At 73.8% G+C, this 13,461-nt stretch carries 13 protein-coding genes; 7 read left to right on the plus strand and 6 right to left on the minus strand.

Going from position 1 to position 13,461, the window contains the following annotated elements:
• Nucleotides 1-166 precede the first annotated feature (166 nt).
• On the plus strand, nucleotides 167-1,318 hold the full coding sequence (locus ACJ9NR_RS05455; RefSeq protein ID WP_412490505.1) for a phosphodiester glycosidase family protein: 1,152 nt from the start codon (nucleotides 167-169) through the stop codon (nucleotides 1,316-1,318).
• A gap of 66 nt (nucleotides 1,319-1,384) precedes the next feature.
• On the opposite strand, the gene ACJ9NR_RS05460 is transcribed toward ACJ9NR_RS05455, so the two are convergent.
• From ACJ9NR_RS05460 to ACJ9NR_RS05485, 6 genes are all read right to left on the minus strand, one after another.
• Nucleotides 1,385-1,579: a hypothetical protein gene (locus ACJ9NR_RS05460; RefSeq protein WP_412489466.1), complete on the minus strand. Its 195-nt coding sequence runs from the start codon at nucleotides 1,577-1,579 to the stop codon at nucleotides 1,385-1,387.
• A gap of 109 nt (nucleotides 1,580-1,688) precedes the next feature.
• Nucleotides 1,689-2,552, minus strand: coding sequence for a phosphatidylinositol-specific phospholipase C/glycerophosphodiester phosphodiesterase family protein (locus ACJ9NR_RS05465; RefSeq protein WP_412489465.1), 864 nt, complete (start codon nucleotides 2,550-2,552; stop codon nucleotides 1,689-1,691).
• Between the two features lie 171 nt (nucleotides 2,553-2,723).
• Complete coding sequence (locus ACJ9NR_RS05470; RefSeq protein ID WP_412489464.1) at nucleotides 2,724-3,815, minus strand: acyl-CoA dehydrogenase family protein; 1,092 nt, start codon at nucleotides 3,813-3,815, stop codon at nucleotides 2,724-2,726.
• Nucleotides 3,812-5,029 (minus strand): acyl-CoA dehydrogenase family protein, encoded by a 1,218-nt coding sequence (locus ACJ9NR_RS05475; protein WP_412489463.1) that lies wholly within the window; start codon nucleotides 5,027-5,029, stop codon nucleotides 3,812-3,814. Before ACJ9NR_RS05475 ends, ACJ9NR_RS05470 begins: the two co-directional genes overlap by 4 nt.
• The gene (locus tag ACJ9NR_RS05480; protein WP_412489462.1) at nucleotides 5,026-6,003 is read right to left on the minus strand and encodes an NADPH:quinone oxidoreductase family protein; all 978 of its coding nucleotides are present in this window, start codon (nucleotides 6,001-6,003) and stop codon (nucleotides 5,026-5,028) included. Before ACJ9NR_RS05480 ends, ACJ9NR_RS05475 begins: the two co-directional genes overlap by 4 nt.
• 142 nt (nucleotides 6,004-6,145) lie before the next feature.
• Nucleotides 6,146-6,757 (minus strand): helix-turn-helix domain-containing protein, encoded by a 612-nt coding sequence (locus tag ACJ9NR_RS05485; RefSeq protein WP_412489461.1) that lies wholly within the window; start codon nucleotides 6,755-6,757, stop codon nucleotides 6,146-6,148.
• An 80-nt stretch (nucleotides 6,758-6,837) separates the two neighbouring features.
• Between ACJ9NR_RS05485 and ACJ9NR_RS05490 the strand changes: the two genes are divergently transcribed.
• From ACJ9NR_RS05490 to ACJ9NR_RS05515, 6 genes are all read left to right on the plus strand, one after another.
• The gene (locus ACJ9NR_RS05490) at nucleotides 6,838-7,770 is read left to right on the plus strand and encodes an NAD(P)/FAD-dependent oxidoreductase (protein ID WP_412489460.1); all 933 of its coding nucleotides are present in this window, start codon (nucleotides 6,838-6,840) and stop codon (nucleotides 7,768-7,770) included.
• A 127-nt stretch (nucleotides 7,771-7,897) separates the two neighbouring features.
• On the plus strand, nucleotides 7,898-9,436 hold the full coding sequence (locus tag ACJ9NR_RS05495) for an ATP-dependent DNA ligase (RefSeq protein WP_412489459.1): 1,539 nt from the start codon (nucleotides 7,898-7,900) through the stop codon (nucleotides 9,434-9,436).
• Nucleotides 9,433-9,909: an NUDIX hydrolase gene (locus tag ACJ9NR_RS05500; RefSeq protein ID WP_412489458.1), complete on the plus strand. Its 477-nt coding sequence runs from the start codon at nucleotides 9,433-9,435 to the stop codon at nucleotides 9,907-9,909. The genes ACJ9NR_RS05495 and ACJ9NR_RS05500 overlap by 4 nt, the downstream gene beginning before the upstream one ends.
• An 81-nt stretch (nucleotides 9,910-9,990) precedes the next feature.
• Entirely contained in the window at nucleotides 9,991-11,385 is a 1,395-nt protein-coding gene (locus tag ACJ9NR_RS05505; RefSeq protein WP_412489457.1) for an NADP-dependent succinic semialdehyde dehydrogenase, read from the plus strand.
• Between the two features lie 25 nt (nucleotides 11,386-11,410).
• The gene (locus ACJ9NR_RS05510) at nucleotides 11,411-11,647 is read left to right on the plus strand and encodes a DUF6213 family protein (RefSeq protein WP_412489456.1); all 237 of its coding nucleotides are present in this window, start codon (nucleotides 11,411-11,413) and stop codon (nucleotides 11,645-11,647) included.
• A gap of 681 nt (nucleotides 11,648-12,328) precedes the next feature.
• Nucleotides 12,329-13,456, plus strand: a complete 1,128-nt coding sequence (locus ACJ9NR_RS05515) for a type III polyketide synthase (protein ID WP_412512681.1) — start codon at nucleotides 12,329-12,331, stop codon at nucleotides 13,454-13,456.
• Nucleotides 13,457-13,461: the final 5 nt, after the last annotated feature.

Below are 13,461 nucleotides of genomic sequence, written 5' to 3' on the forward strand. Positions count from 1 at the left end.
GACAGTTGACGAGTCCTCAGGGGGTTCTGTGACGCGACGTCAAGGACGTTCCGCGGTGGTGGGGCCGGACAGAACGGTGGCGGGGCCGGACAGAACGGCACGGACGGCGGCGCGATCGGCACTGACGTTCCTCACGGCCTTCGGCGCGCTGGCCGGTGCGGCCCTGGTGGGGGCGGCGCCGGCCGGCGGCGCGCAGAGCTCCATCGCCCTCGCGCCGGGGGTCACCTACCGGCAGTACGACATCCCGGGTGCCCACGGCCCGGCCCACGCCCATGTCGTCACCGTCGACCTGCGCAACAGCCACGTACGTCTCGGCCTGCTGTACCCGCAAGCGGTGGCCGCCCGGGAGCCCGTCTCCCGGCTGGCCGACGCCGAGGGCGCCGTCGCGGGCGTCAACGGCGACTTCTTCGACATCACCGAGACCCAGCACCCGGGCGTGGAGGCGACGGGCTCCACCGACGGCCCCGCGATCGCGCACGGGCACGTGCTGAAGGCGGCGGTGCCCGACGGCCAGCGGTTCGGCCCCGCGCTGCCGCCCGGCACCAGCACCCGGGACGTGATCGGCGTGGGCGTCGACCGCAGGGCCCGGCTGGACGCGATGGCCCTCACCGGGTCGGTGCGTACGCCGGCCGGGCGGCTGCCGCTCGGCGGGCTCAACCAGTACGCGCTGCCGGTGGACTCGATCGGCGCCTTCACCTCCGACTGGGGCGGCGTCTCCCGGGTCCGCGCCACCTGCGGCACGGACACCGACCGGGCCGCCCCCTGCAGCACGGACACCTACGAGGTGACGGTCCGCGGCGGCCGGGTCGTCGCCGCGTCGGACACCCCGGGATCGGGCGTCATCGCCGCGGGCAGCACCGTCCTCGTCGGGCGGGAGGCGGGCGCCCGGCGGCTGCGCAAGCTCTTCGAGGGCGAGCCGGTGAGGGTCACGCACGGGCTGGTGGCCGCCCGCTCCCGCATCCCGTACAGCTTCGCGCTCGGCGGCTATCCGGTGCTGAGGGGCGGCGAGCCGCTGTCCGGGCTGGACGACACGACCGCGGCCGTGCGCACGGCCGTCGGCATCGCCGACGGCGGGAAGCGCGTGTTCCTGTTCGCGCTGGACGGAGCCCCCGCGTACCGCAAGGGCCTGACGATCGCGGAAGTGGCCGCCGCCATGCGGTCGTTGGGCTCGGTCGACGCCTTCAGCCTGGACGGCGGCGGGTCTTCGACCCTGGTCACCCGCGCGCCGGGAACCGGGGCGGTGACCGTGCGCAACCACCCCTCGGGGGGCGTGGAACGCCCGGTGCCCGACGGCGTCGGGGTGTTCCGCCGGCCATGACCCGGGCCATGCCCCGTGCACGGCCCTCTGACGCAGCTCACGGCCTTTTGACGCAGCTCACGGCCCTTACGGCCGCAGGCTGCCGACGATCTCCGCCGTCGCCGTGACGCCGCTGTGAATGGTGGGCGCGACGCTCGTGCCGGCGAGGAAGAAGCCGAGCAGCGCGCACACCAGCGCGTGGGAGACCTTCAGGCCCCCGTTGCGCAGGAAGATCACCGTCAGGATCAGCAGCAGTACCACCACAGAGATGGAAATCGCCATCGTTCGCCCTCCTCCGCCACGCCATGTCCGGTGCACGGCGTTCGGCCCAAAGTGTGGCGTAGCGGAGGGTTCGTCCGGGCGGCTGACCTGTCCTCCGAACGTGTGGTGTCTACGCCGCCCTGCGGGCGTCCAGGAACGCCTCGAGACCGGCGAGGTCGTCGGTGTTGAGGTAGTCGACGCCGGCCGCGAGCAGTTCGGTCCACAGCGCGTCCCGGGCGGGGCCCGCCAGGTCGGGGGTGTTCCAGAACCGCACCTTCTGCCCGCGCTCGTGCGCCCGGCCGAGGATGCCGCGCAGCTTCCGGCGCTCGGCGTCCGGGAACGGTCCCTCGCCGAGCCAGCCGAAGTTGAGCTGCCAGTTGTCGCTGATGAGCGGGATGAAGGAGGCGGGCGCCGCGCTGCCGAGGTCGGCGAGCCGGCCGTCGTAGAAGGCGCGCCGTACGCTCTGCGCCTCCATCGGCGTGCGCGCGGCCCGGTCGCCGGAGATCACGTTGGTGACCGCTCCGGGGTGGACGCGGCCGTGCGCGTACGTCGTGAACAGGTGCCGGTAGCGCCGGAGGCGGCGGTCGAGTTCGAGGTAGGTGGAGGAGCCCTCGGTCTTGATGTCGATGAGCAGTTGCAGGGGCCGGTGGTGACCGCGGTAGACGGAACCGTGGTTGGCCCGGACGATGGCCGCCAGCGGGTCGAGGTAGAGGGACTCCAGGGTGCGGGTCGGGTCCAGGTCGTCCGCGGTGTGGCCGATCAGGAGCTGGTCGCCGACGAGGAAGATGTCGGCCTCGACGCTGCCGAAGCGGTGGTCGAGGGCGTCGAGGAGGGGACGCGGGTGCTCGTAGTCGTTGTGGGCGTGGGCGCGCCACAGCGGCCGGTGCCGGTGCTCGTGGCCCTCGGCGAACGCGCTGCCCGCGGGTGGGGCGAGCACGGCTGCGAGTGCGGCACCGAACGTGCCGAGGGCTCTGCGGCGGGTGGTGAGGGCCATATTGTGCCTCCCTGTGGGGCGGTCTCAACCACAGGGAGTATGGAGCGGATCGGTCCTCAACGAACCTGTGCATGACAGGAGTTGGCCGGACCGCCGCCCCTCGTTCACTCGTTCCGCGCAGCCGCACGGAAAAGCCCGCCCCAGGTGGGGCGGGCTGCACCGGAGCGGGAGTCAGGGAGCCTGGAGACCGACGAGTCCGGCCACCGCGGACCGGTGGGCGCCGGCCGTGCCGTAGGCGATCGAGTCGGCCTTGGCCCGCTTGAGGCAGAGGTGGATCGGGTGCTCCCACGTCATGCCGATGCCGGCGTGCAGCTGCAGGGCCTCCTCCGCGGCGTGCACGGCGACCGGCGCCGCGTAGGCCTGTGCGACGGCGACCGAGACATCGACGTCCACACCGGTGGCGAGCGCGTCGGCCGCGTTGCGGGCGGCCGCACGGAGGTTGACCGTCTCCAGCCACAGCTGGGCCAGCCGGTGCTTGAGCGCCTGGAAGCCGCCGACGGGCCGGTTGAACTGCTTGCGCTCCTTGAGGTAGCGCACCGTCTCGGTCAGCGCCCAGTCGGCGAGGCCGAGTTGCTCGGAGACGAGCAGCCCGGCGCCGGCCCGCAGGGCGCGGCGGACGGCGGGCTCGGCGGCCCCGAGCCCGCGCGCCCGCGCCCCGTTCAGGGTGACGGTCGCGAGCGGCCGGGTGAGGTCGAGGGACGTCTGCGGGGTGACGGTCGCCTCGGACGCTTCCACCGCGTACAGCCGGCCGTCCTCGGCCGGGACGAGGAGGACGTCGGCGGCCGCCGCGTCCGCGATGCCGGTCAACTCCCCGTGCACGGTGCCGTTCTCCAGCCGTACGGCGGGAAAGGAGGTGCCGGGGGCGCGGTGCAGCGCGACCGCGAGCACGCCGACGGTCCGCCCGGAGGCCAGCCGCCCCAGCAGTTCCGCGTCCCCGCACTCCAGCAGGGCCTCGGTGGCGACGACGGCGCTGGAGAGGTAGGGCACGGGAGCGACGGCGCGGCCCAGCTCCTCCAGGACCACGGCGGCCTCGCGGTGGGTGGCGCCCTGGCCGCCCTGTGCCTCGGGCACCAGCAGGCCGGCCAGGCCCATGCCGTCGGTGAGCGCCTTCCAGGCCGCGGGGTCGTGCGGGACGCCGGACTCGGTGCGCGCGATGACGCCCTGCGCGTCGCAGTGGTCGGCGAGCAGGTCCCGTACGGCGGCCCGCAGCGCCTCCTCCTCCTCGGAGTAGAGAAGGTCGGGCTGTGTGCGCTGTGCCGTCATCGGGCCAGGTCCTTCCACGCGACGTCCTTGTCGGTGCGCGGCTCGGCGGGCAGGCCCAGCACGCGCTCGGCGACGATGTTCAGCAGGATCTCGCTGGTCCCGCCCTCGATGCTGTTGCCCTTGGCGCGCAGATAGCGGTAGCCGGCCTCACGGCCGGTGAAGTCCACCAGCTCCGGGCGGCGCAGGGTCCAGTCGTCGTACAACAGGCCCTCCTCACCGAGGAGTTCGACCTCCAGGCCGCTGATCTCCTGGTTGAGGCGGGCGAAGGCGAGCTTCATGCCCGCGCCCTCCGGGCCGGGCTGCCCGGCGACGAGCTGCTGGCGCAGGCGCTCGCCGGTGAGCCGGGCGACCTCGGCCTCCACCCACAGCTTCAGCAGACGCTGGTGCAGGTCGTGGGTGCGCAGTTCCGGGCGCTCGCGCCAGGTCTTCGCGACCGGGGCGATCATGCCGCCCTCGCGGGGCAGCCGCATGCCGCCGATGGCGACGCGCTCGTTGTTGAGGGTGGTCTGCGCGACCCGCCAGCCGTCGCCGACCTCGCCGAGGCGGCGGGAGTCGGGGATGCGCACGTCGGTCAGGAAGACCTCGTTGAACTCGGCCTCGCCGGTGATCTGGCGCAGCGGGCGGACCTCGACGCCGGGGTCGGTCATGTCGCAGACGAAGTACGTGATGCCCGCGTGCTTGGGCACGTCCGGGTCGGTGCGGGCGATGAGGATGGCCCAGCGGGCGTTGTGCGCGCCGGACGTCCACACCTTCTGCCCGTTGACGATCCAGTCTCCCCCGCTCCCGGCCCCGCTCGAGCGGGAGGGGCCGCCCTCCTCACGGACGGCCCGGGTGCCGAGCGCCGCGAGGTCGGAGCCGGCGCCCGGCTCGCTGAACAGCTGGCACCAGACCTCCTCGCCGGTCCACAGCGGCCGCAGATAGCGCCGCTTCTGCTCCTCGGTGCCGTACTTGAGGATGGTCGGGGCGGCCATGCCGAGCCCGATGCCGTTGCGGCGCGGGTCGTTGTCGGGGGCGCCGGCGGCCTCCAGCGCGGTGTCCACGACGGCCTGGAGGGAGCGCGGGACGCCCAGCCCGCCGAGGCCCTCCGGGTAGTGCACCCAGGCGAGTCCCGCGTCGAAGCGGGCCCTGAGGAAGTCCAGGCGGTCGGTCGTGGCCGGCGGATGGGCGGCCAGCAACTCGGCCGTACGGCGCTGCAGTCCGGCTGCGTCGGTCATGCCGCGGCTCCGTTCGCCGTGGACGGCACGACGGCCACCCGGCCGGTGGTCAGCCCGTCGCCGACGCGCTGCACCGCCGCCGCCGCACCGTCCAGCGGGACCCGCTCGCTGACCAGCGGCTTGATCGCGCCGCTCGCGGCCAGCTCGGTGAGCTGCTCGTGGCAGTGCAGGACCAGCTTCGGGTTCTTGGTGTTGTACAGGCCCCAGTGCAGGCCGAGGACGGAGTAGTTCTTCACCAGGGCGTGGTTGAGCGCCGGGCTGGGGATCGTCCCGCTCGCGAAGCCGACGACCACGATCCGGCCCTCGAAGGCGACGACCTTGGTGGACTGGGTGTAGGCCTCGCCGCCCACGGGGTCGTAGACCACGTCCGCGCCCCGGCCGCCGGTGGCCTCCTTCACGGCGGCGACGACGTCCTCGCTCCTGCGGTCGATCACCACGTCGCAGCCCAGCTCCCGGGCGACGGCGGCCTTGCCGGCCCCGCCGACGACGCCGATGACCGTGGCCCCGGCCGCCTTGCCGAGCTGCACGGCCGCGCTGCCGACCCCTCCTGCGGCGGCGTGGACGAGCAGCGTCTCACCGGCCTCCAGGCGGGCGCGGCGGTGCAGTGCGAACCAGCCCGTCTGGTAGCCGATGTGCAGGGCGGCGGCCTCGGCGTCGTCCAGCGGGTCCGGCGCGGGCAGCAGCGCGGCGGCGTCCGCGACGGCGTACTCGGCGAAGCCGCCGTACGGCAGGGCGGGGGTGGCGAGCACGCGGCGGCCGTCCTCGGTCTCGCCGCAGATCTCCACGCCCGGCGTGAAGGGCAGCGGCGGACGCACCTGGTAGTGGCCGCGGCACATCAGCACGTCCGGGAAGTTGACGTTCGCGGCACGCACCTTCAGCAGCACCTGGCCGTCGCCGGGCGTGGGCCGCTCCACCTCCTCGAGCCGCATCACCTCGCTCGGCTCGCCGTTCTCGTGCACTTGCCATGCCTGCATGCGGTGCCTCCACGGGACTGCTTCGTCGTACCGGAGTCATGCCGGATCCATGAACGGATCCATGAACGGTTCCATGCCCGGATCCATGACCGGGGCCAGTCGCATACTAAGCGGTCGCTTGCCGCGGAGGGAACAGCCCGCCTCAGCCGTTTTCGCCACCCTTGCGCCGGGGCCGCGCCCGTACATGCATCCGCTCGCCCTGCGGCCCGAACAGGCTCAGGAACTCGACCGGCCCCTCCCCCGTCGAGCCGAACCAGTGCGGCACCCGCGTGTCGAACTCGGCCGCCTCCCCCGCCGCGAGGACGACGTCGTGCTCGCCCAGCACCAGCCGCAGCCTCCCGGACAGCACGTACAGCCACTCGTACCCCTCGTGCGTACGCGGCTCCGGCTCCAGCCGCCGCTGCGGTTCGAGCACCTTGAACGCCTGCAGGCCGCCGGGCTGGCGGGTCAGCGGCCAGTGCGTGCGGCCGTACTGGACGATCGGCTCCGAGCGCACGCGCGGATCGGCCGGCGAGGAGGCCCCGACCAGCTCGTCGAGGGGGACCTGGTGCGCCCGCGCGATCGGCAGCAGCAGCTCCAGGCTGGGCTTGCGCAGTCCGGACTCCAGCCGGGACAGCGTGCTGACCGAGATGCCGGTCGCCTCCGACAGCCCGGCGAGCGTGGCGCCCCGCTCCTTGCGGATCCGGCGCAGCCGGGGGCCGACCTCCGCCAGGACCTCTTCGGTGCCGTCAGCGGCACCCGTGTCGTCCGTCATGCCTTTCATTGCAGGTTCGGCAAACGCGTTTGTCAATCCGGCAGTGACCGGGCGAGGGTCGGCGCAGGAGGTGGTCATCCATGACCGAGAAGTACGAAGTGATCGTCGTCGGAGGCGGGGCGGCGGGGCTCTCCGCCGCCCTGGTCCTGGGCCGGGCCCGGCGCCGCACCCTGGTCGTCGACGCGGGCGAGCCGCGCAACGCGCCCGCCGCCCACCTGCAGGGCTATCTCTCCCGGGACGGCATGCCGCCCGCGGAGTTCCTGGCGGTCGGCCGCGAGGAGATCGCCCGCTACGGCGTCGAACGCGTCCGGGACCGGGCCGTCGACGCGACGCGGGAGGGGACCCACGGGGACTTCGCCGTGACGCTGGCCGGCGGCCGTACCGCACACGCCCGGGCGCTGGTGGTCGCCACCGGGCTGAAGGACGAGCTCCCGGAGGTTCCCGGGGTCGCGGAGCGGTTCGGCCGGGACGTGCTGCACTGCCCGTACTGCCACGGCTGGGAGGTGCGCGACCGGCCCTTCGGCGTGCTGGCCACCACCCCGATGAGCGTGCACCAGGCGCTGATGGTGTCGCAGTGGTCGAAGGACGTGACGTTCTTCCTGCACGAGGTCGGCGAGGAGGAGCTGTCCGACGACGACCTGCGCAGGCTCGCCGCGGCCGGGGTGAAGGTCGTGCCGGGCGCGGTGGCCGGCCTGGTGGTCGAGGACGACCGGCTGACCGGGGTACGCCTGGCGGACGGCACCGCCCACGGCCGTTCGGTGCTGTTCGTCGCGCCGCGCGCCGTGCCGCGAACCGAGCTGCTCGCGCGGCTGGGTGCCGAGCTGCGCGAGACGCCGTTCGGCGCGTACCCGGTGATCGACGAGCGCGGTCTGACGACCGTGCCCGGCCTGTGGGCCGCGGGCAACGCCTCCGGCTTCGCCGAGCAGGTGGTCAACGCGGCGAGCCGCGGCTACCGGGCGGGCGCCGCCATCAACGGGGAGCTGCTGATGGCCGACCTCGACGCGGCGATCTGAGGGGCGCGGGCCCGCGCCCCGGCGGCCGGCTCCGCCGCTCAGGCGCGACCGGCCGCGAGGGCCCGCGGACCGGCGACGGCCCGTCCGCCGGGGTGTCCGCCGGCCCGACGCGTTGCACCATGGCTGCATGCTGCTTGCCCGTCTGGCCCAGGTGTCCCGGGAGGTCGCCGCCACCTCGGCGCGGTCCCGGAAGATCGCTCTGCTCGCCGAACTGTTCCGGGAGGCCGGGGCGGACGACGTCCCGATCGTGATCCCGTACCTGGCGGGACGGCTGCCGCAGGGCCGGATCGGCGTCGGCTGGAAGGTGCTCGGCCGCGCGGTCGAACCGGCCGCCGAGCCCACCCTCACGGTGCGCGAGGTGGACGCCCTGCTGACCCGCCTGGGCAAGGTCGCGGGCACCGGCTCGCAGGCCGAACGGGCCCGGCTGGTCGGGGAGCTGCTGGGTGCGGCCACCGAGGACGAGCAGCGGTTCCTGTCCGGGCTGCTCACCGGCGAGGTACGGCAGGGCGCCCTGGACGCCGTCGCCGTCGAGGGCCTGGCGCAGGCCACCGGGGCGCCGCCGGCGCGGGTGCGCAGGGCGGTGATGCTCGCCGGCTCCCTGCAGTCGGTGGCGGGGGCGCTGCTCGCCGACGGCCCGCAGGCGCTGGACCGCTTCCGGCTCACCGTCGGCCGCCCGGTGCTGCCGATGCTGGCGCACAGCGCCTCCTCGGTCGCCGAGGCGGTCGACAAGCTCGGCGCGTGCGCGGTCGAGGAGAAGCTGGACGGCATCCGGGTCCAGGTCCACCGGGACGGCGACGCCGTACGGATCCACACCCGCACCCTCGACGACATCACCGACCGGCTGCCCGAGGTCACCGCCGCCGCACTGGAGCTGAACGGCCGGCGGTTCATCCTGGACGGCGAGGTGATCTCCTTCGGCGCGGACGGGCGTCCGCGCTCCTTCCAGGAGACGGCCGGGCGGGTCGGCTCGCGCGTGGACGTCGCGGCCGCCTCCGGGAGCGTGCCCGTCTCCCCCGTCTTCTTCGACGCGCTGTCCGTCGACGACCGCGACCTGCTCGACCTGCCCTTCGCCGAGCGGCACGCCGAACTGGCCCGGCTGGTGCCCGAGCCGATGCGGGTGCGGCGCACCCTGGTGTCCGGCCCCCAGGACACGGCCGAGGCGGAACGCTTCCTCGCCGCGACGCTGGAGCGCGGCCACGAGGGAGTCGTCGTCAAGGGCCTCGACGCCCCCTACGGCGCGGGCCGGCGCGGCGCCTCCTGGCTGAAGGTCAAGCCCGTGCACACGCTCGACCTCGTCGTACTGGCCGCCGAGTGGGGCCACGGCCGCCGCACCGGCAAGCTCTCCAACCTCCACCTCGGCGCCCGCACCGCCGACGGCTCCTTCGCCATGCTCGGCAAGACCTTCAAGGGCCTGACCGACGCGCTGCTCGCCTGGCAGACCGAGCGCCTGCGGGAACTGGCCACGGGCGGCGACGGCCACGTGGTGACCGTACGGCCCGAACTCGTCGTCGAGATCGCCTACGACGGCCTGCAGAGATCCACCCGCTACCCGGCCGGCGTCACCCTCCGCTTCGCCCGCGTGGTCCGCTACCGCGAGGACAAGCGCCCCGAGGAGGCCGACACGGTCGAGACGCTGCTGGCCGCGCACCCCGAGGTGCGGCCGTGAGCGCACCGCACAGCGCCGGCCTGCTGCTGTACCGGCACACCGGCGACGGGCTCCAGGTGCTGCTCGGCCACATGGGCGGTCCGTTCTTCGCCCGGCGGGAGGCGGGCGCCTGGACCGTGCCGAAGGGCGAGTACCGGCCCGGGGAGGAGACCGCCTGGCACGCCGCCCGGCGCGAGTTCCGGGAGGAACTCGGGCTGCCGCCGCCCGGCGGCGCGGCGGTGGAGCTGGGTGAGGTCCGGCAGTCCGGCGGCAAGACGGTGACGGCCTGGGCCGTCGAGGCCGACCTGGACCCGGCGGCGATCACCCCCGGCACCTTCCTGATGGAGTGGCCGCCGCGCTCCGGGCGGACCCGGGAGTTCCCCGAGCTGGACCGGGTGGCGTGGTTCGGGCTCGACCGCGCCCGCGATGTGATCGTCAAGGCGCAGTCCGCGTTTCTCGACCGGCTCGCTGAGCACTCGGAAAGGACTCGGTAACCGCACAGCTGCCGCGCCCGCGTTGCGGCGGGCGGCGGCGCGCGGGAAGGTCGAAGCAAACCCGCCCCCAGGAGGTCAGCCATGCCCATCGCGACGGTGAACCCGGCGAACGGCGAGACGCTCAGGACGTACGAGGCCATGGGCGAGGAGGAGCTGGAGCGCCGGCTCCGGCTCGCGGAGGCGACGTTCCGCACGTACCGCACGACGACGTTCGCCGAGCGCGCCCGCCTGATGCACAAGGCCGCCGCTCTGCTCGACGAGAGCGGCGAGGACATCGCCCGGGTGATGACCACCGAGATGGGCAAGCCGGTCAAGCAGGCCCGCGCGGAGGCCGCCAAGTGCGCGAAGGCGATGCGCTGGTACGCCGAGCACGCCGAGGAGCTCCTCGCCGACGAGGAGCCCGCCGAATCCGACGTGAAGGACTCCGGCGCCTCCCGGGCGCTGGTCCGCTACCGGCCGCTCGGCCCCGTGCTCGCGGTGATGCCGTGGAACTTCCCGCTCTGGCAGGTCGTCCGGTTCGCGGCGCCCGCGCTGATGGCGGGCAACGTGGGCCTGCTCAAACACGCCTCGAACGTCCCGCAGACCGCGCTCTTCCTGGAGGACCTCTTCCACCGCGCGGGCTACCCCGAGGGCTGCTTCCAGACCCTGCTCGTCGGCTCCGCCGCGGTGGACGACATCCTGCGCGACGAACGGGTCAGGGCGGCCACGCTCACCGGCAGCGAGCCCGCCGGACGCGCGGTCGCCTCCACCGCCGGGGACATGATCAAGAAGACGGTGCTGGAGCTGGGCGGCAGCGACCCGTACATCGTGATGCCGTCCGCCGACATCGACCGGGCCGCCCAGGTCGCGGTCACCGCGCGCGTGCAGAACAACGGGCAGTCGTGCATCGCCGCCAAGCGGTTCATCGTCCACACGGACGTCTACGACGCCTTCGCCGAGCGGTTCGTGGCGGGCATGAAGGCGCTGAAGGTCGGCGACCCGATGGAGGAGGACACCGAGGTGGGGCCCCTCTCCAGCGAGCAGGGCCGGGACGACCTGGAGGAGCTGGTCGACGACGCCAGGCGGAGCGGGGCCACGGTGCTGTGCGGCGGCCACCGGCTGCGGCGCCCCGAGCTGCCCGGCTGGTACTTCCCGCCGACGGTGCTCGCCGGCATCACCCGCGAGATGCGCATCCACCGCGAGGAGGCCTTCGGCCCGGTCGCCACGCTCTACCGGGCCGCCGACCTGGACGAGGCCGTGCTGATCGCCAACGACACCTCCTTCGGACTGAGTTCCAACGTGTGGACGCGGGACGAGGCCGAGGTCGACCGGTTCGTACGGGACCTGGAGGCCGGCGGTGTGTACGTCAACGGGATGACCGCCTCGCACCCGGCGTTCCCGTTCGGCGGGGTCAAGCGGTCCGGATACGGGCGTGAGCTGTCCGGGCACGGAATCCGCGAGTTCTGCAACATCACCACGGTTTGGCACGGTGCGTGAGGACCGCGCGGCTACCATCCGGTCTGTGAACCGCGAAGTGACTCTGCCTCTGATCGTCGACGACCGCGGGACCTTGCAGGTGGCTGCCGCCGATGTGAGCAAGTTGTTGCGGACGGTCGGCGGCCGGTGGCTGCGTCTTGTCGAGGCCGGGGAAAGGGGGCTCGACGAGGACACGGTGGCCGCCTTGACGATCGAGCTCGCGAAGCTGGCCGATCGGATCGATGTGGCGTGCATCGCGCACAGCAGCGGGGGTGCGCCGTAGGAGCGCGCGTCGCGTGCCGGGCCCGGGTCCTGCGGGCCGGCCGCGGCAGGGCCGCCGGGAAGAGACACTGACAGCGCTGGAGCAGAGGTCCCGGCTGTGGGCGCGGTCCACGTCGGCGTCTGCCCCGTCCGGGGCCGCCTGGACGGCCGCCGTGGCCTTTCGGTCCAGGTGCCGGGGCACGGTTCGGCGAAGAAGCCGGGGTACGCGGTGATCGCCACGGCCACCTCCGCCGGGGCGGCGTCGAGGAGGAGCCGGGCGGTACGGGCCGGGTCGGCCTGGCAGCCGGGACGGGCCCGTAAGCGCGGGCCTCGTCCATGCCGCAGGCCGCCGCGAACGCTGCGGCCGCCGCCCGGCCCGCGTCCCGCCCGAGGCGGGCAGCCGGAGGAACACGGCGGCGGCCTGCTCCCCGGCCCGTTGCGCCAGATGCACGAACGCGCCCCGGCCGGCCGGGGTCACCCGTCGGATCACCCGTTGCTGCTCCGCGGCCGGTGCGGCGCGGGGGTCCGGGGCCGGCGTCGCGACCGCCGTTTCCGGCGGTTCCGGGGCCGTGCGCACTGTCGCGTCCTCCGTGGTCCCGGGGCCGCGCTGCCCGTCCGAGCCCGGCACGGGGTCCCCGGTACGGAGTAGTCCGACGCGAGATAGTCGCCCCGACGGGTGATCGTGGGTGAACCACCCCAAGAGGTGAACCAACCTTTCCGACCGGGGGGCCGCAAGCCTCCCGGACGACGAAAGCAGGCACGGTTCATGGCGACTTTGTGCAGACCCTCGGTGTCCGTACCGGAGCACGTGATCACGATGGAGGAGACGCTCCAGCTGGCCCGCTCCCGGCACGCCGACCACCCACAACTGCCGCTGGCCCTCCGGCTGATCGAGAACACCGGCGTACGGACGCGGCACATCGTGCAGCCCATCGAGGAGACCCTGAGGCATCCCGGCTTCGAGGAGCGCAACAAGGTCTACGAGGCGGAGGCGAAGGCCCGGGTCCCGGCCGTCGTCCAGCGGGCGCTCGACGAGGCCGAGCTCCTCACCACCGACATCGACGTGATCGTCTACGTGTCGTGCACGGGCTTCATGATGCCCTCGCTCACGGCCTGGCTGATCAACGAGATGGACTTCGACAGCACCACCCGCCAGATACCCATAGCGCAGCTGGGCTGCGCGGCGGGCGGCGCGGCGATCAACCGGGCGCACGACTTCTGCTGCGCCTACCCCGACGCGAACGTGCTGATCGTCGCCTGCGAGTTCTGCTCGCTGTGCTACCAGCCCACCGACCTGGGCGTCGGATCGCTGCTCTGCAACGGCCTGTTCGGCGACGGGATCGCCGCCGCGGTCGTGCGCGGCCGGGGCGGGGAGGGCATCGAGCTGGAGCGCAACGGCTCGTACCTGATCCCCAAGACCGAGGAGTGGATCATGTACGACGTCCGGGCCACGGGCTTCCACTTCCTGCTGGACAAGCGGGTGCCCGGCACCATGGAGCCGCTGGCCCCGGCGCTGCGGGAGCTGGCCCGGAGGCACGGCTGGGACGCCTCCGACCTGGACTTCTACATCATCCACGCGGGCGGCCCCCGGATCCTGGACGACCTCAGCACGTTCCTCCAGGTCGACCCGCACGCCTTCCGGTTCAGCCGGGCCACGCTCACCGAGTACGGCAACATCGCCAGCGCCGTCGTCCTCGACGCGCTGCGCCGGCTCTTCGACGAGGGCGGCGCCCAGCACCGGGCGCGCGGGCTGCTGGCCGGGTTCGGGCCCGGCATCACCGCGGAGATGGCCCTGGGCCGCTGGCACCGGCCGGGCGAAGGGACGAGGTGAGCGCG

This window comes from Streptomyces sediminimaris (genome assembly GCF_047049295.1).
Taxonomy (GTDB): Bacteria; Actinomycetota; Actinomycetes; order Streptomycetales; family Streptomycetaceae; genus Streptomyces; species Streptomyces sediminimaris.